The following is a 24971-nucleotide window of genomic DNA, read 5'->3' as shown; positions in this document are numbered from 1 at the left end:
CAATCCTATTTTTCAGTCAGTGCGTTATATCGATAAACTTCTATTGGGCTTAAAATATAATCAATAACACGGCGTTTATCTGTAATTATCTCAGCGACTAAAGACATCCCCGGAGTAAGTTGATAATATTGATTATTCTTTTCAATGTTTTGTTTATTTAATTTAATTGTAGCGGGGTAAACTAAGCCTAATTGTTCATGTTGAATAGAATCTTTAGCGATATTAATAATTTTCCCTTCAATTGTGCCATAACGAGTATAAGGAAAAGCATCTATTTTTATCATCGCTTTTTGTCCAATATGAATAAAACCGATATCTCTATTGAGAAGATTAACCTCTGCAAAATTCTCTTGATGATTGGGTACTATCGTCATGACATTTTGTGAAGGTTGTAATACGCTGCCGAGTGTATAAATAGAAATTTGTTGCACTGTTCCTGTGATGGGTGAACGTACTATTTTGAGTTGCTGTCGCTTTTGGAAATGATTAAGATTTTGAGTATAAATTAATAACTCGCTCTCATATTTCTTATACTTATCATGCCATTCTAGTTTTTTTTGTTTTTCTAATTGATTTAAATTTTTATTTAATTGTTGTTCTTGGCTTTTAATAATATGTAATTCTGCATTCTTTATTGTTATTGAACGATTTATTTCTAATAATTCTTTTTCACTTTCAAGATATTCCATTTTGCTAATTATTTTTTTATTGTAAAGATTTTCTCTAATAATAAATCGTTGCTTTATGTTTTTTTGTATCTTTTTTAAAGACAATAGATCATTGTAAGTTAATGTTTGATTTTTATTATTTACTTCAACTTCGGTTTCTAATACATTTATATTGCTATCAAATTCATCTTTTTCTTTCTGATAACCTAATAAGATTGATTTTTTTATTTTATTATCTAATTTATTAAAATGATAAAGATTTTTAGGTGATACTTCTTGGCTCAAGGCTTGATAGCGAATTTTAAGTAATAGTAGATCATCCCTTTTTTTTCTTATCCCTTTAATTTCCTCATCAATACCCAATATATCAAGTGTTAATAAAGCATCACCTTGATTAACTTTTTGCCCATCTTTTACATGAAGAATAGCCAATCGACTAGGCTCATGTATTTGAATTATTTGGGAACGACCAGTAACGACAAGCTTACCCATTGCAGGGGATTGCACATCTAATTTCCCAAAATAAATCCACAAAATAAAAGCCACAATACTGAGTGAAATGATAGAAGCAATATAACGACTATAAGGGGTCAATGGTTTTTCTATAAGAGCTATATGATTAGGATAAAAATCATAGTAGAGCGACTTTTTATTAGGTTGAAAGACCGTCGATAATAAGTGTTTTATATTTAGTTTCATGCTCAACATCCTTGTTGAATTTGCCAAAGTTTTTTGTAATCACCGTTATTTTTAATTAAAACTTCGTGTCTCCCTTCCTCTACAATTTGTCCCTTATTTAACACAATAATACGATGACAATCTCGTATTGTTGACAGACGATGGGCAATGATAATTACGGTTTTATTTTGTGTAATAAGTGGAAGGTTATTTTGAATAATCGTTTGAGAATCATCATCTAACGCGCTGGTAGCTTCATCAAAGATCAAAATTTTAGGTGATGTTAATAAGGCTCTAGCAATAGCAATACGTTGGCGTTGCCCTCCAGATAAGGAAGTTCCTCCCTCGGTGATCAAGGTGTCATATCCTAACGGTAATTTTAAAATAAACTCATGTGCACCTGCGATTTGTGCAACATCAATCACTTCTTCTAAAGAAGCTTGGGGGTGCATCAGTTTAATATTGTCAAAGATCGTTAAGTGAAATAAAAAATTTTCTTGTAGTACAAAACCAATTTGTTGGCGTACACACTTTAAATGAAGCTGTGATAGCGGAATATTATCAAATTTTATACAACCTGATTGTGGTGTATACAGACCCGAAATCAGACGCGCTAAGGTGCTTTTCCCCGAACCGGAAGTTCCCACAATACCAATAACTTCATGTTTTTTTATCTGTAATGAAATATTGCGTAAAATAAGTGGTGTATTATTTTGATAACAGAAACTTACGTTATCAAACGTAATGTCACCTTGAAGTTTGGTGTTTGAGCCTATGATATTTTGCTCATTAGGTAGATTAAGAATATCTTGTAAATTATAAATGGCTGTTTTTGTTCTGATATATTTTCCCCAAACATCAATAGCGACTGCTAAAGGTTGTAGGCAATATCCTAGTAGCATAATAAAGGCAATTAGCTGACCAATTGTCATTGAGTGTGAAATCACTTCATAAGCACCTAGCCATAGCAGTAATGCTGTTGTTGTTTTATTGATAAATAGCACAATGAAGCGAGAGAGTGAGTCTATACTCTGAAGTGTTAAATTTTTACAGGTAAGCTGATGAATTTGTGTATGCCATTGTTGTGTAAATCTAGGCTCCAGAGAAAGGCTTTTAATGGTTTCGATGCCACTTAAACTTTCGGTAAGAAATGCCGTATTGGTCGCTATTTTTTGATAAAGCTGTTGAACGGCTAGTTCTATCTTTGGGGCAAGCAATTTAGCCAAAATAAAATAAAGTGGAAGAGTTGCCATAAAAAATAATGTTAGCTTTATTGATAAAATTGCCATGACAAAGATAAATATAAAGATAAAAGAAAAATCGACAAATAACATTAATAATGTATTGGTGATAAAATCTCTAATAATATCTAACTCTTTTACTCGAGTTACAATGATCCCTGTTTGTCGAGACTTAAAGTAACTTATGGGTAATTTTAATAAATGGTTAGCCATTTTTAAACTTAAGCTGATATCAATTTTATTTGCGGTATGATGATATATATATTCTCTAATGCCTTTCAAAGTTCCTTCTGAAATAGCAATAAAGATCAATCCAACTACTAATACATCAAGTGTTGATAATGCTTGATGTACAATTACTTTGTCCATAATGATTTGTGTAACTAAAGGACTAGCCAAAGATAATAACTGTAAGATTAATGAATAGAATAAAACACGATAAAAAATAGCTTTATAGCGTATGAATATAGGGAAAAACCAATTGATATCAAAATGATGCTGTGCTTTAAAATCAAGGTGATAAGCATGGATTATATTTATCTTAATGATTTTATCTTTATTAATTTTCTCTATTTTATGAGTTTGATAATTATAAATAAGAAAATCATTTTTATTTTGTTTTAATAATATGAATAAATTTTTACTTTCGTCATAAAAAATAATTTTATGATTAAGTTGTTTTTTAAATGTAAGTGATGATTTTATTTTTTTTAATTTAAATTTATATTCTTTTTCTAAATCCTTTATTGTGTGATTGTTTTTTATTTCTATTTCTTTGTTTTTAGTTAGGCTGATAATAATGTTAATGCATTTTATAAGATGAACATCTTTTTCATTTTTCATTTAAATAAAAATACCTTTAGATTGGTTGGGGTATAAAAAGGTATTTAAAGTTTTTTCTAAAATAAAAAATATAAAAAAACACAGATAATGTTCGGTGTTTTAAAATGAGTTGTTCAGAATATTAAAAATTCCATATTTTTTCTGGAGTGATGATCTCAGGTAATGGAACATCCCAATTTGCAATAGGGAGATGTTCAACTTGTTGGCAAGCATGAGCAAGCCCTATTGGATAAAATGATTTTTGTTGCCAGTTTTCTAACGTTCTATCGTAAAAACCGCCTCCCATACCTAATCGTTGGCCTTGAGCATCAAAAGCCACTAATGGTGTAAAAATAATATCGATATTATCTGGGGGAATAACTGCATTTACATTTAAAGGCGGTTCTGAAATTGCAAAGCGATTTTTCACTAAAACAGTGGTTGGTGTATAACGTAAAAAGAGAAGATGATGGCGATGAAAAGGGTGTAAAACGGGTAAACAAATCTGTTTCTTCATTGCCCATAATTGTGAAATTAAAGGTGATGTATCAATTTCACCATCAAAAGAGAGAAATAAGGCAAGGGTGTGTGCATGTTGGATTTTGGGATGACTGAGAACGCGTTCACATAATTGATGTGCAGCTCGCTGCTGCTGTTGTGATGTGAGTAAACGTCTTTTTTGGCGAATTGCTTTACGTATCTCATCTCTTTGTTGAAACAGTGACGTCTGAGTCATTCATCAATCCATCAATAAGTAGTGGTCATTAAGTGGAAATTATCATTTTAGTCAATTTATCACACTTTAGAGGTAAGAAAGCGAAGAAGTTGAAGAATTAAGGAATTAGACGCATAAAAAAAGTTCTAAATATTAAGTATTTATAAAATACTCAGTATTCAGAACTTTAGTAGAGGTCTCCAAGATGCCGCCGTAGGCTGTAACCCTTGAACCCATGGTCCAAGGTGAACATAGTGTTGTTACCATTAGGCTGCCTGAACGAATCAGGTATGCTCACAAGTAACAGATCACCACATTCTATGTGTTTCGAATATCGGCTCAGGGGACTGGCCCACTGGCAAACATCTCAGAGAAATTTGGTGGATGCTGTTAAGCACCTTATCTATGAACTATTGTATTATTTTAATTGTAGAAAGCAACCTATTATCTGTGAATTTCGTGGCGTACGCATGCTTTCTGAACAAATCTACTTCGCAGTTGAAAAAGTGCGATCGTGGTGCTTGCCTTGATCGTGTAAAGCTTGTTCAATAGATTGTTGTAGCATTTTTATCTTCTCTTCCATGTTGTAGGCATAGTCTCTAGTTTTTAACTTTTCTTCTGCCAACTCATGACTCATATTTAATGCCACGATAAAAATTAAGTGCTCTGTATTGGAAACACCACTGCGCTCTTTGAGATCTTGTAATCGTTGTTCAAGTTCAGCAGCAGAAGCCAGTAAAGCATCTTTTTGTTCTGGTGGGCAATTGACACGTAATGATCGCCCAAAAATTTGAAGTTCAACGGGTTGTGCGGACATGATTCCTTCCTGACATAAAATCTGTGCTACGTGTTGAGTAGTGTATACGGTTATAACGCTGTATTAAACGCTATTACTACAAAAATTCCAATGATTAACATGGCTTAACTGGTACAGCGACTTCTATTGATGGTAGCATATCTTGAACTATTCCCCTAAATGCGACGTTTATTCTTATGTCAAAACAAAACACATTACCAAATTATCAATCTATTGATGCTTTATTACAGCAACATACTGTGCCTTTAACGGCAGCTGAAATGCACGGATTGATTACAGGATTTATTTGTGGCGCTGTGCGCGATAGCAGTTGGAAAACCTTATTGCATGATTTAACCAATGAAGGTTTAGCTTTCCCTAAAACGTTATCAGACCCACTCGAAGCGCTTTATCACATTACTTACGAACAACTTGATGACAGTGTATTTAACTTCTCAATGTTAGTTCCCGATGAATCCGAATCCGTTTTTCTAAGAGCAGATGCTCTTGCAGGGTGGGTTAATCATTTTCTTTTAGGCTTGGGTGTTGCACAACCTAAATTATCTGAGCATAAAGAGTTGACTGAAGTTATCACCGATTTACGTAATATTGGTGCGCTAGGTTATGAAGAAGATGAAAACCAAGAAGAACTTGAAGATGCGCTAGAAGAAGTTAGCGAATATGTGAAAGTATCTGTTCAACTTTGTTATATCACATTTGTCGCACCAAAAGACAAAGAAAATAATGAACAAAATGAGCAACGTATACTACATTAATGGCATCATTCATTAGATAATCATAAAGATAAACGAAAGACAGGAGTGGGTATGAATAAGCAAGAATTTTTATCCCGTCGTCAGGCATTATTAGCTCAAATGAAGCCTGCGAGTGCCGCCATCTTTTTTGCCGCACCACCAGCGCAACGTAATGCGGATAGTGAGTATCCTTATCGCCAGCATAGTGATTTCCTTTATCTAACTGGTTTCAGCGAACCTGAGGCTATTCTTGTACTGATTAAGAGTGATGAAACACATAACCATAGTGTGCTCTTTAATCGTGTAAGAGATTTAACGGCTGAGATCTGGTTTGGTCGTCGTCTTGGACAAGAAGCTGCACCTGAAAAATTAGGTGTTGATAAGGCACTTCCTTATGAAGATGTTGGTGAGCAACTTTACCAATTATTAAACGGATTAGATGTTGTTTATCACGCTCAGGGCGAATATGCATTTGCTGATGAAATCGTTTTTAATGCATTAGAAACCTTAAGAAAAGGCTCTCGTCGGAATTTAAAAGCGCCTCAAACTATTATTGATTGGCGTCCTCTCGTTCATGAGCAACGTCTCTTTAAATCTGACTTTGAACTTGAATTACTGCGTAAGGCAGGAAAAATTACAGCGTTAGCACATACTCGAGCGATGCAAAAATGTCAGCCGGGTATGTATGAATATCAGCTGCAAGGTGAAATAGAACATGAGTTCGTTTCTCACGGCGCTCGTTTCCCTTCATATAACAGTATTGTAGGGAGTGGTGAAAATGGGTGTATTCTTCACTACACCGAAAATGAAACCAAAATGCGTGATGGGGATTTAGTACTCATTGACGCAGGCTGTGAATATGAAGGTTATGCAGGTGATATCACTCGTACTTTCCCTGTCAATGGTAAATTTAGCCGTCAACAACGTGAAATTTATGACATTGTATTAAAATCCATCAATGTATCTTTGGAATTGTACAAACCTGGTACAAGCATCAAAGAAGTCACTGAGCATGTCGTGTATATCATGGTCGAAGGATTGGTTAAACTGGGCATTATGCACGGTGAAATTGAGCATCTTATTGAAACCAAAGCTTATCAGCGTTTCTTTATGCATAGCCTAAGCCATTGGTTAGGCCTTGATGTTCATGATGTTGGACATTATGGCACAGATCGTGACCGTATTTTAGAACCAGGCATGGTGCTGACTATCGAACCAGGATTATATATCGCGCCAGATGCCGATGTACCACAAGAGTATCGCGGTATTGGTATTCGTATTGAAGATGACATTGTTATCACTGAAACGGGTAATGAGAACTTAACGGCATCTGTCGTTAAAGATCCTGATGAAATTGAAGCTCTGATGGCAGGAAAAATTTAAGGCTAAAATCAGTATGAATGTGATTATTGTGGGTGGTGGAATGGCGGGTGCAACATTAGCACTGGCTCTTTCTGCATTAAACAAAGGCAATATTTCAATTTCGTTAGTTGAAGCAAGAGAGCCTGATAATGGGCACCCTGGATTTGATGCAAGAGCGATTGCATTGGCCCATGGAACCGCAAAGCGGTTATCACAAATTGGGCTTTGGTCAACATTAAAACCTTTTGTTACCCCCATTAATCACGTTCATGTCTCAGATAAAGGTCATTGTGGTTTTGTTAATATTCATGCACAAGACTATGATATATCCGCACTGGGTTATGTGATTGAGCTGCATGACGCAGGACGGCAACTCTTTGCCAAGCTAAAAAAGCAATCTAATATCACGCTTTATTGCCCTGCTAAAGTTGAACAAGTTCAGCGTAATATAGACTGCGTTGAGGTAACGCTTGATAATGGTACGCAATTAACAGGTGATTTACTGATTGCTGCAGATGGTACAAATTCGCCTATAGGCCACCAATGCCATATTCAATGGCAACGCGAGCCTTATCATCAAGTCGCCGTAATTGCTAATGTCAAAACAGAAATAAACCCAGAGGGAAAAGCCTTCGAGCGTTTTACTGAATTTGGCCCATTAGCAATGCTACCGATGAGTGAAGGACGTAGCTCATTAGTGTGGTGTCATCCGATTGAAAAATGGGATGAAATTTCACGGTGGGATGATGAAACAACCATCGCACATTTACAACGTGATTTTGGCTGGCGTTTAGGAAAAATAGAGCATATCGGTAAACGAAATTGCTATCCTTTAGCGCTACAAAAAGCCAATCAAATTATCAGTCACCGTTTAGCCTTAGTAGGCAATGCATCACAAACACTCCATCCTATTGCTGGACAAGGCTTTAACCTTGGTTTACGTGATGTTATGGCACTCGCCAATACGCTCACTCAAGCGATTAATACTAATACTGATATTGGTAGTTACCGAGTGCTCTATCAATATCAACAACTTCGCCAACAAGATAGAGAAAAAACAATCTCTATTACTGATGGGTTGGTGAAAGTGTTTGCAAATCGTTGTGTGCCACTGATTGTTTCTCGCAACTTAGGATTAATGACGATGGAGTTGCTCCCAATGATGAGAGATAAATTGGCGCATCAAACACTGGGCTGGACAGACTAGAGCGTGTTGATCTTTGATGGTCAATTTTCATCGAACCTATAAGGCTGTTTTTTAACGTCTATTTTTATTTTAAGTGGTCATTGTTAATATCAATCAATACTTAAAATAATAGATAGGTTGCTTTATAAATTTTTTTTGTTTTAAAAATAAGCAGAAAAGAACAGCGCGCTCTAAAATAATCGCTTTTTAGGATATTTTATTATGAAATCATTTGATGTTGTTATTGCTGGTGGTGGAATGGTTGGGCTTGCATTAGCCAGCGGATTACACGGGTGTGGATTACGTATAGCGATAATAGAAAATCACCCAGTAACAAAACATTTTCACCCGCAAGATGATTTTTCATTACGGGTATCCGCTATTAATACTGCCAGTGAGATGTTGCTGAAAAAATTAGGTGTTTGGGAAAACTTAAATGCTTTACGAGCAACGCCTTACCAAGGTATGGAAGTTTGGGATCAAGATAGTTTTGGTCGTATTGAATTTTCGGCAAAAAAAGAAGGGTTCAGCCATTTAGGCTCTATTATCGAAAATAACCTTATTCGAGAAGTGCTTTGGCAAAAATGTGAAAGCCACAGTGATATAACCTTCTATTCATCGACACAAATTGAACGTGTTGTTTGGGGGGAAAATGATGCATTTATTACCCTTAATGATGGTGAAATGTTGACGGCAAGATTAGTTGTCGGAGCCGATGGTGCTAATTCATGGTTACGTAAACATGCAGATATTCCTCTGACTTTTTGGGATTATGAACATCATGCCTTAGTTGCTACTATTCGTACTGAACAACCCCACGACAATGTTGCTCGCCAAGTCTTCCATGGTGAAGGTATTTTAGCATTTCTACCTCTTTCTGAACCTCATACTTGTTCTATTGTTTGGTCTTTACCAAGCCATCTAGCTGAACACTACAAAAATGCAGATAAAACCTTATTTGAGCGCACATTAGGTGTGACATTTGATATGCGTTTGGGTCAATGTGAATTAATCAGTGATCGCATGACAATACCACTAACTGGTCGTTATGCACGCCAATTTGCAGCGTCTCGTTTAGCGTTATTAGGAGATGCGGCACATACTATTCATCCTTTAGCAGGGCAAGGCGTTAACCTAGGTTTTATGGATGTTGCAGAGTTAATTGGTGAGATCCGTCGCTTAAAAGCAGAGGGTAAAGATTTTGGTGAATATCTCTATTTGAGACGATTTGAGCGTCGTCGCAAACATGCGGCTGCCGTGATGTTAGCCAGTATGCAGGGATTTCGTGAACTTTTTGCTGGCAACAATCCAGTTAAAAAGCTGGTTCGAGATATAGGCCTTTCGTTAGCAGATAGTTTACCGGGCGTAAAACCAAAGTTACTTGAACAAGCAATGGGGCTTTCTGATTTACCTGAATGGTTAAGTGATAAAAATTTCACTTCAGTTGAAAAAATCTAATTCCTCTCTTATTTCACATTACTTTTATTTATATCTGACTGAAGAAATAGAACTAAAAAAATCTATTTTTTCAGTCTATTCTTTGCACTAATTCCTTTTTCACAGGAATTCCTCGCCAAAAATGAGCGCTGATACGCATAATTGCAATCATTAGTTCTGCATACTCATATCTCTCTATTATGATTGAGAGACACAATACCCTATTTTAACTTATGGTTTATTTTTTCTGACAATGCTAAGTTCAAGAAGGTGGTATCGTTTGCGTTGTACGTTAATTGCTCGTATTTGTTAAATCCCTGTTTAAAAATAAACTTAAACTCGTGATTAATACGCTGATTTCTAATCAAGTTTAATTTTATATTTAACAAATTGCGTTCTCTGAATAATCTAAAGTAAAAGTAGAAAGAGGGAAGAATGGCAAAACAGACTCCGTTGTATGATGAGCACGTAGCCTGCGGTGCTCGTATGGTCGATTTTCATGGTTGGATGATGCCACTGCATTATGGCTCTCAAATAGATGAACATCACAATGTACGCCGTGATGCAGGTATGTTTGATGTTTCTCATATGACCATTGTTGACTTACATGGCTCGCAAGTTAAAGATTTCCTACGTTATTTATTAGCGAATGATGTCGCTAAACTCACCGAAAAAGGTAAGGCGCTTTATACCGGTATGCTTAATGCTTCAGGCGGTGTAATTGATGATCTTATCGTCTATTACTTTGATGATTCTTTCTATCGCCTTGTGGTGAACTCCGCTACTCGTGAAAAAGATCTGGCATGGATTGAGCAACATGCTTCAAATTACGTGGTTGATATTACTGTTCGTGATGATTTGGCATTAATCGCGGTTCAAGGCCCTCACGCACAAGAAAAGGTTCAACGTTTATTAACTGAACAGCAACGCCAAGTTGTTTCAGCTATGAAGCCTTTTTATGGTGTAGAGCTTGATGATTTGTTTATCGCAACAACAGGCTATACCGGTGAAGCGGGTTATGAAATTGCGATGCCAAAAGAGCAAGCCGTCAATTTCTGGAAAAAATTATTAGCGGTGGGTGTTAAACCTGCCGGATTAGGTGCAAGAGATACATTACGCTTAGAAGCTGGAATGAATCTTTATAGCCAAGAGATGGATGAAACTATTAATCCACTTGAAGCTAATATGGGCTGGACGATTGCGTGGGCACCTGAAGATCGTCAATTTATTGGTCGAGAAGCATTAGAAAAATTACGCGCAACAGGCACAGATAAACTTGTTGGACTTGTTATGCGAGAGAAAGGTGTGCTACGAGCAGGTACTGCCGTACACTTTACTGATGATTTGGGGGAATTAAGAGAAGGTGTGATTACAAGTGGTACTTTCTCGCCCACATTAGGCTTTAGTATTGCATTAGCAAGAGTTCCCGCAGGTATTAAAGATAGCGCAATTGTATTAATGCGTAATCGTGAAATGCCAGTAGAAGTTGTTAAACCTGGTTTTGTTCGTTCAGGTAAAGCATTGGTATAACACGCACAATTATTTTAAATGGAGAGTAAGGTCAATGAGTCAAATACCTAGTGAATTAAAATACGCGCAGTCTCATGAGTGGGTCCGTTCAGAAGGAAATGGTGAATACACTATCGGTATTACTGAACATGCACAGGAATTATTAGGTGACATGGTGTTTGTTGATCTACCTGAAGTGGGTAGAGAAGTGGCAGCGGGTGATGATTGTGCAGTAGCGGAATCAGTAAAAGCTGCATCAGATATCTATTCACCATTATCAGGTGAAATTATCGCAGTAAATGAAGAGTTAGATGGTTCTCCAGAGCTGGTAAACAGCGCACCTTACGGAGAAGGTTGGCTATTTCGCATTAAAGCAAATAATGAAAGCGAATTAGATGACCTACTTGATGCTGCTGGTTATCAAGAGCTGGTAGATAGCGAAGAATAAAACTAAACGCCCCGTCAAACCATGCCGGGGCGTTTTTATTTATTAGCTTGTTATTTATAGCTATCACTACGTTCTTTAAGCCATGGCTATTACCTATCCATTCATCGTGAATTCAGGAAATTACTTGCAATGACACAGACTTTAAATCAGTTAGAGTATCGTGATGAATTTATTCGTCGCCATATTGGTTCATCACCAGAACAGATTAAAGAGATGCTCAGTGCTGTTGGCGTCTCCTCATTAAATGAATTAACCCAAAAAATTGTTCCAGATAATATCCAACTAGATACTCCACCAAATGTGGGAGCTGGAGCAACAGAGCAAGAAGCCTTGGCTGAACTTAAAGCCATCGCCAGCCAAAATAAGCGATTTACTTCTTATATTGGTATGGGTTATGCGCCTTCTGTATTACCTCCAGTGATTTTGCGTAATTTATTAGAAAATCCGGGCTGGTATACCGCTTATACACCGTATCAGCCAGAAGTGTCTCAAGGTCGTCTTGAGTCGCTGCTGAATTTCCAACAAGTCACTATTGATTATACGGGAATGGATCTTGCTTCTGCGTCGTTACTTGATGAAGCAACGGCTGCCGCTGAAGCAATGGCGATGGCAAAACGTGTAAGCAAACAAAAAAATGCAGATCGTTTCTTTGTCGCTGATGATATTCATCCCCAAACCCTAGATGTGGTAAAAACACGGGCAGATACCTTTGGTTTTGAGGTTGTTGTTGATAAAGCGGAAAAGGTATTAGAGCTTGAAGGTGTTTTTGGTGTGCTATTACAACAAGTTGGCACAACGGGTGAAGTTCATGATTACAGTAAGTTATTGGCTGAACTGAAAGAACGTAAAATCATTACTAGTGTTGCTGCCGATTTAATGGCGCTGGTGGTATTAACAGCACCGGGTCATCAAGGCGCTGATATCGTATTAGGTTCAGCACAACGTTTTGGTGTACCTATGGGATATGGTGGCCCTCATGCGGCATTCTTTGCTTGTCGTGATGAATATAAGCGAGCAATGCCAGGTCGTATCATTGGTGTGTCTCGTGATGCCGCGGGTAATCGTGCATTACGCATGGCAATGCAAACTCGAGAACAGCATATTCGTCGTGAAAAAGCCAACTCCAATATCTGTACATCTCAAGTTTTACTTGCCAACATTGCTGCTATGTATGCGGTTTATCATGGGCCAGAAGGGTTAAGAACCATCGCTCAACGTATTCATCGTTTAACAGATATTTTGGCTGCCGGTTTACAGCAAAATGGTATGGTCTTACGCCACCAAACTTGGTTTGATACCTTAACAGTTGAAACAGCAGACAAAGCCGCTGTATTACAACGTGCAAAAGACGCTGAAATTAACTTGCGTACTGATATTGTGGGTGCCGTTGGTGTCACATTAAGTGAGATTACAACTCGTGAAGATGTATCAAAGCTTATTGAGATCATCAGTGGTAAAGCATTGGTGGGTGATATTGATGCACTTGATAAACAAGTCGCTTTATCTTCAGCATCTATTCCCGTGTCTATGCAACGTAAAGACAGTGTGTTAACACATGAAAATTTTCATCATTATCACAGTGAAACTGAAATGATGCGTTATATGCATCGTTTAGAAAATAAAGACTTAGCTTTAAATCAAGCCATGATCCCATTAGGTTCATGTACGATGAAACTAAATGCAGCTGCTGAAATGATCCCAATTACATGGCCTGAATTTACAGAGCTACATCCATTCTGCCCAGCCTATCAAGCGAAAGGCTATCAGGTGATGATTGGGCAATTGGCTAATTGGCTTGCTGCATTAACCGGTTATGATGCAATGTGTATGCAACCAAACTCTGGGGCACAAGGGGAATATGCGGGTCTATTAGCAATCCGCCGTTATCACCAAAGTCGTGGTGAAAATGTACGTCATATTTGTTTAATTCCAAGCTCTGCACACGGTACTAACCCTGCGTCTGCCCATATGGCAGGCATGACTGTGGTGGTTGTTGGTTGTGATGACAATGGCAACATTGATATCGCAGACTTAAAAGCCAAAGCAGAAAAACATCAAGCTGAACTCTCTTGTGTGATGGTGACATATCCATCAACACATGGTGTTTACGAAGAAGGTATTCGTGAAGTTTGCGAGATCATTCATCAATATGGCGGACAAGTTTATCTTGATGGTGCCAATATGAATGCGCAAGTAGGGATAACTACACCAGGCTTTATTGGCTCTGATGTTTCTCATTTAAACTTACATAAAACCTTCTGTATCCCTCATGGCGGCGGCGGTCCAGGTATGGGGCCTATTGGTGTGAAATCACACTTAGCGCCATTTGTACCAGGACATTCTGTTGTTGAAATGGAGAATGTCACTACACAAGGTGCCGTTTCTGCGGCCCAGTTCGGTAGCGCTTCAATATTACCAATTAGTTGGATGTATATTCGTATGATGGGGTCACAAGGGCTTAAACAAGCAAGCCAAGTGGCAATCTTAAATGCGAACTATATCGCGCAACGTCTGAAAAATGACTATGACATTCTTTATGCTGGTGCTGATGGTTATGTCGCACATGAATGTATTATCGATATTCGTCCATTAAAAGCGAATTACGGTATCAGTGAAATGGATGTGGCTAAGCGTTTAATTGACTATGGATTCCACGCTCCAACCATGTCATTCCCTGTTGCGGGTACATTGATGATTGAGCCGACAGAATCAGAAAGTAAAGTAGAAATTGACCGCTTTATTGAAGCTCTGCTTTCTATTCGTGCTGAAATTGCACAGGTAGATAAAGGTGTATGGCCAATTGATGACAATCCATTAGTTAATGCACCTCATACACAATATGAATTAGTGCAAGAGTGGCCACACAGTTATAGCCGAGAATGTGCTGTATTCCCAAGTGAAGCAACGAAACAAAGCAAATATTGGCCTGCGGTTAAACGTCTTGATGATGTGTATGGCGACCGCCATTTACATTGTTCATGTGCGCCAATTAGTGATTACGAATAAGCTTTAATCTAACAATATTCCTAAATAAAATACCGATGGTTAAGTTAGCCATCGGTATTTTTTGTTGTTATTTTAACCAACCTTTTTTCTGCGCCTCTAATAATTGAGGGTAGAGATATTGCCAAAACTCTGGCCACTGTTTTTCAATAAACAGATTGCGCGCTAATACTTGTTCTAAGCGGATATTATTTTCTACCCAACTTTGACCTTCATTATGTAAGTTCATCAGCATTGGCATGGCACGATCAAGAATATTAGCAAACTGAGATTCAGGTGTTTCAGCCGCATCATATTCCAGCCATAAATTGAGGAAATATTCACTTTGTGGAGAAGGTAATAAAGCAAAAATGCGTCTTGCCGCTTTTTGCTCGTGTTCTTTGATGGCTTCACGAGCAGCAACGTCATACACCATAACGTCACCAGCGTCGATTTCAACGATATCGTGGACTAAAGCTAATTGAATAGCACGGCCCATATCAATATCGCCCGCATAAGGTTGGAAACTCATTGCAGCAACCGCAAAATGCCAGCTATGTTCTGCCGTATTTTCAGAACGGCTATTGTCTAATACATTATTTTTACGATAAACACGTTTAAGTTTATCTAATTCCATAATGAAATTAATAGTTTCTGAAAAGGGGCCAAAAGCCCCATTAGTTTGTTGTGTCATAAAAATCCATTCTGATTTAAATAAGCGTTACTCTTCTTCTAAAGAGTAAGGAAGAGGTTTAATGGATAAGCGACTGATGTTATCGCCTTGGACACGAAATACGCTGTCAGCTTCCATGTCGTTATTCATAATAACTTCTGCAAGAATAGTATTGTCAGCCATACGTACAGCACTTAATACAGTGCCCGTTTTACGCCATTTATCTTCACCCAATTGCCACTCAATACTACCGCCAATTTCTGGTAACTCAGTACTACCACCAGATAATAGATACATAGCACGTTTATTGGCACCTCTGAATTTTGCACGAGAGACCATTTCTTGCCCTGTATAACAACCTTTTTTAAAGCAGATGCTCAGTGGCAATGCTTGTAGGTTTGTTGCTTGAGGTAAAAACTGTTCGATATTAGGGGTATCAATAATAGGGTATCCAGCTTCAATATCTAAAGCTAACCATTGCTCACTATCACTTGTTTGCGCTTTTAATGTCGTGGCTAGATTTTTTGCTGTTTCTTCGTCCGTGACAATTAAGAAACGTTCAGTAGGTAAAGGCAGTTGAAGAATATAAGTATTGTCGTGATTAACGACTTCGTTCGCTTTGCGAGGAATATTAGGAAAATAGTCAGCTAAAGCCTGAGCTGCGCCTTGTCCTGCTAATCCTAATAATACGGCTTGTGTATTTTCTGCTAAGGTTATTTTTGAAAATACTGCGTATTTCTTTAATTCAGTCAGTTGTTTTTGTGCGACATTTTTACGCAAAATATAAGCAAAGCCGTCTTGCATATGGAAAAAGCGTAATGTACTCCACATTTTTCCTTTTGCTTCACAGTGTGCTGATAGTGTATGCGTGGTTGCAGGAAGTGCTGTAATATCGGTAGTTAATTGGCCTTGTAGATATTTTTCACTGTCAGCACCGGTTGCTGTTATCAGTGACCATTCATCTAAAGAAATCAGTGTTAACGGTAAATTGATTGCCGCATGAGGGCGTTTAGCCTGAGTCGAATTTTGAGTCATGATGTCACCAGCGATTAAATTAATCAGATACATCAGTTATGGTAAAAGAGTCACAAGACAATGCAAGTCATTATTATTTATAACGCACAGAAAATGAACCTGACAAATAATCAATAAATGTGTGTTCAATATGGTGTCTATGAGACGAAACCTGCAAACTGTGATCATTTTGATGTTAAAAATCTCGTGATAAGACTATCATCGGAAGCAGGAAGAAATCGTAGTATTTCTTGATTTGAACAATGTAAAGAGCAGAGTATGACTATCGATATAGAGAATAAAGCACGAATTAACTGGGCATGTCGCCGTGGAATGCGCGAGCTGGATATTTCTATCATGCCTTTTTTCGAAAATGAGTACGATACGTTATCTGATAACGATAAAGCGCTTTTTGTTCGTTTACTCGAATGTGCAGATCCTGATTTATTTAACTGGTTAATGAACCATGGTCGTCCTGACGATGAATCGCTCTATTATATGGTGAAGTTAATCCAAGAGCGTAATAGGGCGAGAATGGCAGAGATCGTTGATAAATATTAATAAAAAAAACGTATAAAATCAGCGATAGGCTAAATAATAATTTTTTGTTGATTATAAATGGCGCTTTTATTATCCAATAAAGGCGTTTTTTTATTTTTATATAAAAAATAATATTAGTCATGTTCTAAAATGTGATGAAATAAAGAACAAGTTTACGATAAAAATGCGTGTTATCTCTATAAATTACCGTTTAAATGATTTTTTTTTCACGATTATCTTCTGAATATTTAGTCAATCAGGTATGCTCATTTTATTAAAACAGTAATTAAAAAAGAATAAAAATTACGTACTTATTATTAAATTGTGTTTTTTTGATTAAGTATAAAAAAGTCAAAAATAATAAAAAATTAAATCTAAAATATAAGGTAAACTATTTACAAGGTTAAAAAAGAAGTTACATTATAAATAGGTTATTCTTTAACGCTATTTATATCGGTATAGAACTAAAGCAGGAGTTAATATAACTCGTGATCTTATGGAAATCGCATCTTACAGTGTCATGGTTTACACAACTCTTTTCAACGGCAATTTATGTTGCTTTCGAAATAGGCTTATTGCTATATCCATGGCCTCCTGATTTTATTTATATTTGGGTGCCTTTATTACTATTTTTGATTGGAAGCTGGTATTTTACGCAAAAAAACATTAGTCGAATCAAAGGCGATTTTGCTTTACTGAATGGCAATAGAGTGCAATGGAAACTTCATGAGTGGCAAATAACAAAGCGCCCTTGGATTAGTCGATTTGGTACTCGAATAACACTGACCTCTATTTTGAATAAAAAACAAATCACGTTATGGGTCGCTTTTGATAGTATGACTGAAAATGAATGGCGTAATTTTTCGCAATTATTAATGCAATACCCAGATATTTAATCTCCGGGCATTATATTTATAGATTTTCTTCTATTTCACGTAAAATTTGCATACACCATTGTGATAAACGTTCATCAGTTTCTTCAAATTGATTAACGTCATCTAATGCAAGACCAACAAAATACTTACCATCATCTGACAACGGTTTTGGGCTGACAAACTCATATCCATCAACAGGCCAGAACCCAATAAATTTAACGCCACTTGGCAATAAATGATGGTAAAGCATACCTAGTGCATCAAGAAACCATTCGCTGTAATCGATTTGGTCGCCCATTCCATACATTGCAATAAGTTTGTTTTTTAAATTTAATGTTGGCAATGTTTCCCAAATATTGAGCCAATCTTCTTGGATCTCGCCAAAATCCCAAGTGGGAATACCTAAAATAAGAATGTCATATTGCTCCATAAGCGTGATATCACACTCTTGAACATTATGAAGATCAACGAACTCTTCACCGAGAATATCACGAATTTTTTCTGCTACCATTTCGGTGTAACAGGTGCTAGAACCGTAAAATAGACCAATTTTCATAAAGATTTTTAGGATATTTTTGCCAATAAAGGTCACTATTGTATCAGAAAAAAAGTTTTATAAGGCATAATGTAAAGGTAATAAACTAAAGAGCAGGAGAGTAAGACTGTGCCACAAACCAAATTATCGACAAAAAAAACAACGCAGACTCATGAAGATACAGATATTATCATTGAGCAATTTCTCGACAATATTTGGTTAGAGCAAGGATTATCAGCCAATACACTCAGTTCTTATCGTTTAGATTTACAAGCATTAGGTCAATGGCTTATACATCATCAATTGGATTGGTTATCTGTGACCACCTTGGATTTACAATCCTTTCTCGCAACGCGTCTTGATGAAGGCTATAAAGCCAGTAGTGCTGCTCGTTTGCTCAGTACAATGCGTCGATTATTTCAATATCTTTATCGTGAAAAATTACGTTTAGATGATCCTAGTGCATTGCTCTCAACCCCAAAATTGCCGAAACGCTTACCTAAAGATTTAAGTGAACGGCAAGTGGATGATTTACTCAATGCGCCTTGTATTGATGAGCCATTAGAATTACGTGATAAAGCAATGCTTGAAGTGCTTTATGCCTGTGGGCTTCGTGTGTCTGAATTAGTGGGATTATCTCTTTCTGATATCAGCTTACGGCAAGGTGTATTAAGAGTGATCGGTAAGGGCGATAAAGAAAGATTAGTCCCTTTAGGGGAAGAGGCTATTTACTGGTTAGAGCAATATCTGCAATATGGAAGACCCACTTTAATGCAAGGAAAAACAGACGATATTGTTTTTCCTAGCCTAAGAGGGCAGAAAATGACACGACAAACTTTCTGGCATCGGATAAAACATTATGCTGTGATTGCTGGAATTGATACTGAAAAGTTATCACCCCATGTGTTGCGCCATGCATTTGCAACACATCTTTTAAATCATGGAGCAGACTTGCGTGTTGTACAGATGTTATTGGGGCACAGTGACCTCTCTACAACACAGATTTATACCCATGTTGCAACAGAGCGCTTGAAAGTGCTTCATCAGCAACATCATCCAAGGGGATAGCCACCAACACGCTGGCATTAAATAGGAATTTAAATGAAAAAGAAATTACTCTGGTTGCCAATACTATTAAGCATGGTGTCAATGCCTGTGCTTGCTGACAATGCTTCTATTGAAGCGCAACTGGCTAAAATGCAAATTAAAGCAGAAAGCATTCAACCAACTCCGATTGTTGGATTAAATGCAGTGTTATCCGATAAAGGTATTTTTTACATTACTGACGATGGTAAATACCTAACAGCAGGCCCTATTTATAATATCAGCAGCGGTGAGCCTGTTAGTATTGCCAATCAAGTTATTATGAAAAAAGTAGATTCACTTAAAAATGAAATGATCGTTTATAAAGCGCGTAATGAACGCCATGTGATCACCATTTTTACTGATATTAGTTGTCCTTACTGTCAAAAACTTCACCAAGAAGTACCTGAACTGAATAAACAGGGAATAACGGTACGCTATTTAGCATTTCCTCGTAATGGTGTTGGCAATAATATTGTGAGTAAAGAAATGAATGCTGTGTGGTGTAGCGGTTTCCCTAATAAATCGTTAGACAGTGCATTTAAAGGTGACAAAATTATTCCCATTGATGAATGTAAAAAAATCAATATTAATGAACATTTTAAATTAGGCACCATGATGGGAATTCAAGGTACGCCTGCTATTGTGTTACCTAATGCGAGTATTTATGGTGGATATATTTCTGCTCAAAACCTTATTGAATTATTAGATAAAAAAGAGAAGTAATCACGTTTTATGGTCACTATTGAACCGACACTACGTCGTCGAATTGCGCAGGCAACTCAATTGCCAAATAATTTAGATCCTTTATTACGACAGATTTATGCTAATCGTGGAATAACATCCGAAGTTCAACTAGAACGATCGTTAAAAGGCTTACTTCATTACCAAGCATTAACAGGAATTGAAACGGCACTTTCATTGCTCATTGAGGCTTTAAAACAGCAATCTCGTATCGTGATTGTTGGTGATTTTGATGCCGATGGTGCAACCAGTACAGCATTGGCTATCAAAGCATTACGCCAAATGGGATTTAAGCAAGTAAGCTATCATATTCCTAATCGCTTTGATGATGGTTATGGCTTAAGCCCTCAAGTTGTTCATGATGTTGCAAAAAAAGGGGTTGATCTCATTATCACAGTTGATAATGGTATTTCATCTTTTGAAGGTGTGGAGACTGCCCATGAATACGGTATTCGAGTCCTAGTAACAGACCACCATTTGCCGGGGCAAACATTGCCTGCTGCTGATGCGATTATTAACCCTAATTTGGCTGATTGCGATTTCTTATCTAAATCATTAGCTGGCGTTGGTGTTACTTTCTATTTAATGACGGCATTGCGAGCTGAATTAGAAAAATTAGGCTGGTTTGAGCAACACAATTTAGCTCGTCCTAATATGGCTGATTTTCTCGATTTAGTTGCATTAGGAACTGTGGCGGATGTTGTTCCTCTTGATGAAAATAACCGTATTTTTGTTTATGAGGGGTTACGTCGTATTCGAGCTGGTCGCTGTTGTGTAGGGATAAAAGCACTTACTGAGGTTTCTCGTAAAGAGCTATCTCAGCTGGTAAGCAGTGACTTAGGTTTTTCTTTAGGGCCACGCTTAAATGCTGCAGGGCGTCTTGATGACATGTCTGTCGGTGTTGCTCTACTTTTAACGGATAATATTGGTTCTGCCCGTGAAATTGCTAATGAACTTGATGGTTTAAATCAAACTCGCCGTGAAATTGAAGCGGGTATGCAAGAAGAAGCCTCCACTATTTTCCGTCAATTTATGGGCACTCAACATGACTTGCCGAATGGTTTAGCAATTTATCATCCAGAATGGCATCAAGGTGTTGTGGGTATTTTAGCGTCTCGTATTAAAGAAAAACTACATCGTCCTGTTATTGCTTTTGCACCTAGCGGTGACGGTCTATTAAAAGGTTCTGGTCGTTCAATCAGTGGTGTACATCTCAGGGATGCGTTAGAACGATTAAATACTTTAAACCCAGGTTTGATGCTGAAGTTTGGTGGACATGCAATGGCTGCTGGGCTTTCACTTGAAGAAGATAAATTCCCGCTATTTCAGCGTCATTTTTCGTCTTTAATGTCTGAATTGGTTTCTGACGAGCAGTTGCAAGGTGTTATTTTATCTGATGGTGAACTAACGGAAAATCAATTATCGCTACCTATCGCTGAAATGCTAAGAGAAGCAGGCCCATGGGGGCAAGCTTTCCCTGAGCCATTATTTGACGGCAAATTTACGTTGTTGCAACAACGTATTGTCGGTAGTAAGCATTTAAAAATGATGCTTCAGCCTGTAAATAGTCATCTGATGATTGATGCTATTGCATTTAATGTTGATATCAATATTTGGCCTGATAACAGTATTAAAACCGTTGAATTAGCTTATCGATTAGATGTGAATGAATTTAGAGGGCAAAGAAATGCGCAACTGCTTGTTGAGCACATTTGGCCTTGTTAATATGAATAATTTAAGCAATTTATTGTGATATAAAGTAAAACGTTGTTATGGCAACAACTATTGAGTAGACAATTGTATATAAATGCTATAAACCCGTGGATATATCCGTTACAATATGCGGTTCAAAATTTATTCCAATTGTTTTTGAAAACAACATAAAGACGAAAAAGCATGTTTGAAATCAACCCAGTAAAACACCAAATTGAAGAAGTCTCTGAAAGAACAAATGTTCTCAGGGGGTATCTTTGACTATGATGCCAAGAAAGAGCGTTTAGAAGAAGTTAACGCTGAATTAGAACAACCTGATGTGTGGAATGAGCCAGAAAGGGCGCAAGCATTGGGAAAAGAGCGTTCATCTCTTGAGGCTATTGTAGAAACTATCGACCAATTAGACCAAGGACTAGAAGACGTTTCTGGTTTACTTGAATTAGCGGTTGAAGCTGATGACGAAGAAACATTTAACGAAGCTATTGCTGAATTAGATGTGTTAAATAAAAAGCTTGAGCAATTAGAATTCCGTCGCATGTTCTCAGGTGAATATGACAGTGCGGCTTGCTACCTTGATTTACAAGCCGGCTCTGGGGGTACAGAAGCGCAAGATTGGGCAAGTATGCTGATGCGCATGTACTTACGTTGGGCTGAATCAAGAGGCTTTAAAACTGAAATTATTGAAGAATCTGACGGTGATGTTGCAGGATTAAAATCAGCGACTATCAAAATTATTGGTGAGTACGCTTATGGTTGGTTACGTACAGAAACAGGTGTTCACCGCTTAGTTCGTAAAAGCCCATTTGATTCAGGTGGTCGCCGCCATACCTCATTTAGCTCAGCCTTTATTTACCCTGAAGTTGATGACAATATTGATATTGAAATCAATCCAGCTGATTTACGTATTGACGTTTATCGTGCTTCAGGTGCGGGTGGACAGCACGTTAACAAAACAGAATCTGCGGTACGTATAACCCACGTTCCTACAGGTCTTGTCACTCAATGCCAAAACGATCGCTCTCAGCATAAGAACAAAGATCAGGCAATGAAGCAGATGAAAGCAAAGTTATACGAGCTAGAAATGCAGAAGAAAAATGCAGACAAGCAAGTAATGGAAGATAACAAGTCCGATATTGGCTGGGGTAGTCAAATTCGTTCTTATGTTCTTGATGATTCACGCATTAAAGATTTACGCACTGGTGTGGAAACGCGTAATACACAAGCAGTGTTAGACGGTGATCTTGATAAATTTATTGAAGCTAGCTTAAAAGCGGGCCTGTGAGGAAAAACATGTCGCAACAGCAACAAGGTGCGGAGCAGGCACCTGATTTAAATAACGAACTGCAAACACGCCGCGAAAAATTATCCGCTTTACGTGATAATGGTAACGCATTCCCAAATGATTTCCGCAGAGATGCACTGTCTGACGAATTACATCAAAAGTATGATGCAATGAGTGCAGAAGAGTTAGAAGCAGCGAATGTGGAAGTTGCTATTGCAGGTCGTATGATGACTCGCCGTATTATGGGCAAGGCATCTTTCGCTACATTGCAAGACATGGGTGGTCGCATTCAGCTTTATGTTTCTCGTGATGATTTGCCAGAAGGCATCTACAACGAGCAATTTAAAAAATGGGATCTTGGCGATATCTTAGGTGCTCGTGGTCGTGTTTTTAAAACGAAAACAGGTGAATTAAGTGTTCACTGTACAGAAGTGCGTTTATTAACTAAAGCACTGCGCCCTTTACCGGATAAATTCCACGGTTTAGCTGACCAAGAAATGCGTTATCGTCAGCGTTATTTAGATCTGATCTCTAACGACGGATCACGTAAAACTTTCCAAATTCGTTCACAAGTTATGGCGGGTATTCGTCAATTTATGGTGAACAAAGGCTTTATGGAAGTTGAAACGCCGATGATGCAAACCATTCCTGGTGGAGCAAGTGCGCGTCCGTTTATTACTCACCATAATGCGTTAGATATTGATATGTATCTGCGTATTGCACCTGAGTTATATTTAAAACGTTTAGTTGTCGGTGGTTTTGATCGCGTATTCGAAATCAACCGTAACTTCCGTAATGAAGGTGTATCACCGCGTCATAACCCAGAGTTCACTATGATGGAACTCTATATGGCGTATGCAGATTACCGTGACTTAATTGAATTAACGGAAGAATTATTCCGTACATTAACTGAAAATGTACTGGGTTCTTCGTTAGTGAAATACGGCGACCAAGAGTTTGATTTTGGCAAGCCATTTGCCAAATTAACCATGAAAGAAGCTATCTGCAAATATCGTCCAGAAACTGTAATGGCTGATCTTGATGATATGGATAAAGCAGTTGCTATTGCCCAATCTATTGGTATTAAGATTGAGAAAAGCTGGGGCTTAGGCCGTGTTCAGTGTGAAATTTTTGAAGAAGTTGCAGAAAGCCACTTAATTCAACCAACTTTTATCATTGAATACCCGGCAGAAGTTTCACCATTAGCTCGTCGTAACGACGATAATCCATTTATCACTGACCGCTTCGAATTCTTTATTGGTGGTCGTGAAATTGGTAATGGTTTCTCAGAACTTAATGATGCACAAGACCAAGCTGAACGTTTTGAAGATCAAGTTCGTCAAAAAGAAGCCGGTGATGCAGAAGCTATGTTCTTTGACCATGACTATATTACGGCATTAGAACATGGATTACCGCCAACAGCAGGTTTAGGTATTGGTATTGACCGTATGGTAATGTTATTTACTGATAGTCATACTATCCGTGATGTCATTTTATTCCCGGCAATGCGTCCTAATAAATAATTGTTACTTCTTAATTAGAATAATAATTAATTTAAAGCCACCAATAGGTGGCTTTTTTATGTTTATTATTAATAGTTTATATTTTTCATGATGATTAAATAATCACTTAAATAAGAAGGGGATTGCTGTTCGATTAGGTGAGCGTATAATTGGAAAAACCAACTGCGGGCGTAGTTCAATGGTAGAACGAGAGCTTCCCAAGCTCTATACGAGGGTTCGATTCCCTTCGCCCGCTCCAACTTATCTTCCCTCAATATCATCTCAATACTCACTATTAAAATCCTATTTTCATTTATTTTATCAAACCAATAAGCCAAATGTTCAGAATAAAAATCTAAATGTTAACTAGATGATAATAATAGTTATTATTATATTGATAATTATTATCAT

21 protein-coding genes, 1 tRNA gene and 1 other RNA gene are annotated in these 24971 nt (G+C 37.5%); 15 read left to right on the top strand and 8 right to left on the bottom strand.

Features of this window, described 5'->3' with window-relative positions:
* Window positions 1-5: 5 nt before the first annotated feature.
* The 5 genes from LG402_RS14725 to zapA all read right to left on the bottom strand — a co-directional run bounded on the left by LG402_RS14725 (window position 6) and on the right by zapA (window position 4941).
* On the bottom strand, window positions 6-1367 hold the full coding sequence (locus LG402_RS14725; protein WP_227335834.1) for an HlyD family type I secretion periplasmic adaptor subunit: 1362 nt from the start codon (window positions 1365-1367) through the stop codon (window positions 6-8).
* Between the two features lie 2 nt (window positions 1368-1369).
* Window positions 1370-3430, bottom strand: coding sequence for a peptidase domain-containing ABC transporter (locus tag LG402_RS14720; protein ID WP_227335833.1), 2061 nt, complete (start codon window positions 3428-3430; stop codon window positions 1370-1372).
* Window positions 3431-3551: 121 nt separating this feature from the next.
* On the bottom strand, window positions 3552-4145 hold the full coding sequence (locus tag LG402_RS14715; RefSeq protein ID WP_227335832.1) for a 5-formyltetrahydrofolate cyclo-ligase: 594 nt from the start codon (window positions 4143-4145) through the stop codon (window positions 3552-3554).
* Between the two features lie 172 nt (window positions 4146-4317).
* Window positions 4318-4501, bottom strand: a non-coding RNA gene (ssrS, locus tag LG402_RS14710) — 6S RNA.
* A 110-nt stretch (window positions 4502-4611) separates the two neighbouring features.
* The gene (gene zapA / locus LG402_RS14705; protein WP_036934918.1) at window positions 4612-4941 is read right to left on the bottom strand and encodes a cell division protein ZapA; all 330 of its coding nucleotides are present in this window, start codon (window positions 4939-4941) and stop codon (window positions 4612-4614) included.
* A gap of 176 nt (window positions 4942-5117) precedes the next feature.
* Here zapA and LG402_RS14700 point away from each other — a divergent pair, with 176 nt between their 5' ends.
* From LG402_RS14700 to gcvP, 7 genes are all read left to right on the top strand, one after another.
* Complete coding sequence (locus tag LG402_RS14700) at window positions 5118-5696, top strand: YecA family protein (RefSeq protein WP_109407433.1); 579 nt, start codon at window positions 5118-5120, stop codon at window positions 5694-5696.
* A 51-nt stretch (window positions 5697-5747) separates the two neighbouring features.
* On the top strand, window positions 5748-7058 hold the full coding sequence (pepP, locus tag LG402_RS14695) for a Xaa-Pro aminopeptidase (protein ID WP_109407432.1): 1311 nt from the start codon (window positions 5748-5750) through the stop codon (window positions 7056-7058).
* 13 nt (window positions 7059-7071) lie between these two features.
* The gene (gene ubiH, locus LG402_RS14690) at window positions 7072-8244 is read left to right on the top strand and encodes a 2-octaprenyl-6-methoxyphenyl hydroxylase (RefSeq protein ID WP_166540860.1); all 1173 of its coding nucleotides are present in this window, start codon (window positions 7072-7074) and stop codon (window positions 8242-8244) included.
* Window positions 8245-8445: 201 nt separating this feature from the next.
* Window positions 8446-9681 (top strand): FAD-dependent 2-octaprenylphenol hydroxylase, encoded by a 1236-nt coding sequence (gene ubiI, locus LG402_RS14685; protein ID WP_227335831.1) that lies wholly within the window; start codon window positions 8446-8448, stop codon window positions 9679-9681.
* 414 nt (window positions 9682-10095) lie between these two features.
* Window positions 10096-11190 (top strand): glycine cleavage system aminomethyltransferase GcvT, encoded by a 1095-nt coding sequence (gene gcvT, locus LG402_RS14680; protein WP_210813435.1) that lies wholly within the window; start codon window positions 10096-10098, stop codon window positions 11188-11190.
* 34 nt (window positions 11191-11224) lie between these two features.
* Complete coding sequence (gene gcvH / locus LG402_RS14675; RefSeq protein WP_166540857.1) at window positions 11225-11617, top strand: glycine cleavage system protein GcvH; 393 nt, start codon at window positions 11225-11227, stop codon at window positions 11615-11617.
* 129 nt (window positions 11618-11746) lie between these two features.
* Window positions 11747-14623, top strand: a complete 2877-nt coding sequence (gene gcvP / locus LG402_RS14670; RefSeq protein WP_227335830.1) for an aminomethyl-transferring glycine dehydrogenase — start codon at window positions 11747-11749, stop codon at window positions 14621-14623.
* A 67-nt stretch (window positions 14624-14690) separates the two neighbouring features.
* On the opposite strand, the gene LG402_RS14665 is transcribed toward gcvP, so the two are convergent.
* Together LG402_RS14665 and ygfZ are read right to left on the bottom strand one after the other, a co-directional pair.
* Window positions 14691-15293 (bottom strand): HD domain-containing protein, encoded by a 603-nt coding sequence (locus LG402_RS14665; RefSeq protein WP_109407425.1) that lies wholly within the window; start codon window positions 15291-15293, stop codon window positions 14691-14693.
* Window positions 15294-15320: 27 nt separating this feature from the next.
* Window positions 15321-16307, bottom strand: coding sequence for a tRNA-modifying protein YgfZ (ygfZ, locus tag LG402_RS14660; protein WP_109407424.1), 987 nt, complete (start codon window positions 16305-16307; stop codon window positions 15321-15323).
* 264 nt (window positions 16308-16571) lie between these two features.
* Here ygfZ and sdhE point away from each other — a divergent pair, with 264 nt between their 5' ends.
* Both sdhE and LG402_RS14650 read left to right on the top strand, forming a co-directional pair.
* Window positions 16572-16847 (top strand): FAD assembly factor SdhE, encoded by a 276-nt coding sequence (gene sdhE / locus LG402_RS14655; protein ID WP_036938885.1) that lies wholly within the window; start codon window positions 16572-16574, stop codon window positions 16845-16847.
* Window positions 16848-17314: 467 nt separating this feature from the next.
* Window positions 17315-17722, top strand: coding sequence for a protein YgfX (locus LG402_RS14650; protein WP_109407423.1), 408 nt, complete (start codon window positions 17315-17317; stop codon window positions 17720-17722).
* Between the two features lie 16 nt (window positions 17723-17738).
* Here the strand turns inward: LG402_RS14650 and fldB are convergent, their stop codons facing one another.
* Window positions 17739-18257, bottom strand: coding sequence for a flavodoxin FldB (gene fldB, locus LG402_RS14645; RefSeq protein WP_227335829.1), 519 nt, complete (start codon window positions 18255-18257; stop codon window positions 17739-17741).
* Between the two features lie 108 nt (window positions 18258-18365).
* Between fldB and xerD the strand changes: the two genes are divergently transcribed.
* The 6 genes from xerD to LG402_RS14615 all read left to right on the top strand — a co-directional run bounded on the left by xerD (window position 18366) and on the right by LG402_RS14615 (window position 24819).
* Entirely contained in the window at window positions 18366-19304 is a 939-nt protein-coding gene (xerD, locus tag LG402_RS14640; RefSeq protein WP_166540855.1) for a site-specific tyrosine recombinase XerD, read from the top strand.
* A gap of 33 nt (window positions 19305-19337) precedes the next feature.
* Window positions 19338-20045, top strand: a complete 708-nt coding sequence (gene dsbC, locus LG402_RS14635; protein WP_072069225.1) for a bifunctional protein-disulfide isomerase/oxidoreductase DsbC — start codon at window positions 19338-19340, stop codon at window positions 20043-20045.
* 9 nt (window positions 20046-20054) lie between these two features.
* On the top strand, window positions 20055-21788 hold the full coding sequence (gene recJ, locus LG402_RS14630) for a single-stranded-DNA-specific exonuclease RecJ (RefSeq protein WP_227335828.1): 1734 nt from the start codon (window positions 20055-20057) through the stop codon (window positions 21786-21788).
* A 171-nt stretch (window positions 21789-21959) separates the two neighbouring features.
* Window positions 21960-23058, top strand: a protein-coding gene (gene prfB / locus LG402_RS14625; RefSeq protein ID WP_166540852.1) for a peptide chain release factor 2 whose coding sequence is annotated in 2 segments (ribosomal slippage) — window positions 21960-22034 and window positions 22036-23058 — 1098 coding nt in all. Because the reading frame shifts where the segments join, the coding sequence is not laid out codon by codon here.
* Between the two features lie 8 nt (window positions 23059-23066).
* Complete coding sequence (gene lysS, locus LG402_RS14620) at window positions 23067-24581, top strand: lysine--tRNA ligase (protein ID WP_166540851.1); 1515 nt, start codon at window positions 23067-23069, stop codon at window positions 24579-24581.
* Between the two features lie 164 nt (window positions 24582-24745).
* Window positions 24746-24819: transfer RNA gene (locus LG402_RS14615), tRNA-Gly, on the top strand.
* The last annotated feature ends 152 nt before the right edge of the window (window positions 24820-24971 follow it).

This window comes from Proteus sp. NMG38-2, from assembly GCF_020640995.1.
Taxonomy (GTDB): domain Bacteria; phylum Pseudomonadota; class Gammaproteobacteria; order Enterobacterales; family Enterobacteriaceae; genus Proteus.
The sequence above is the reverse complement of the archived record's forward strand: the minus strand, read 5'-3'. Positions and strand labels throughout refer to the sequence as shown.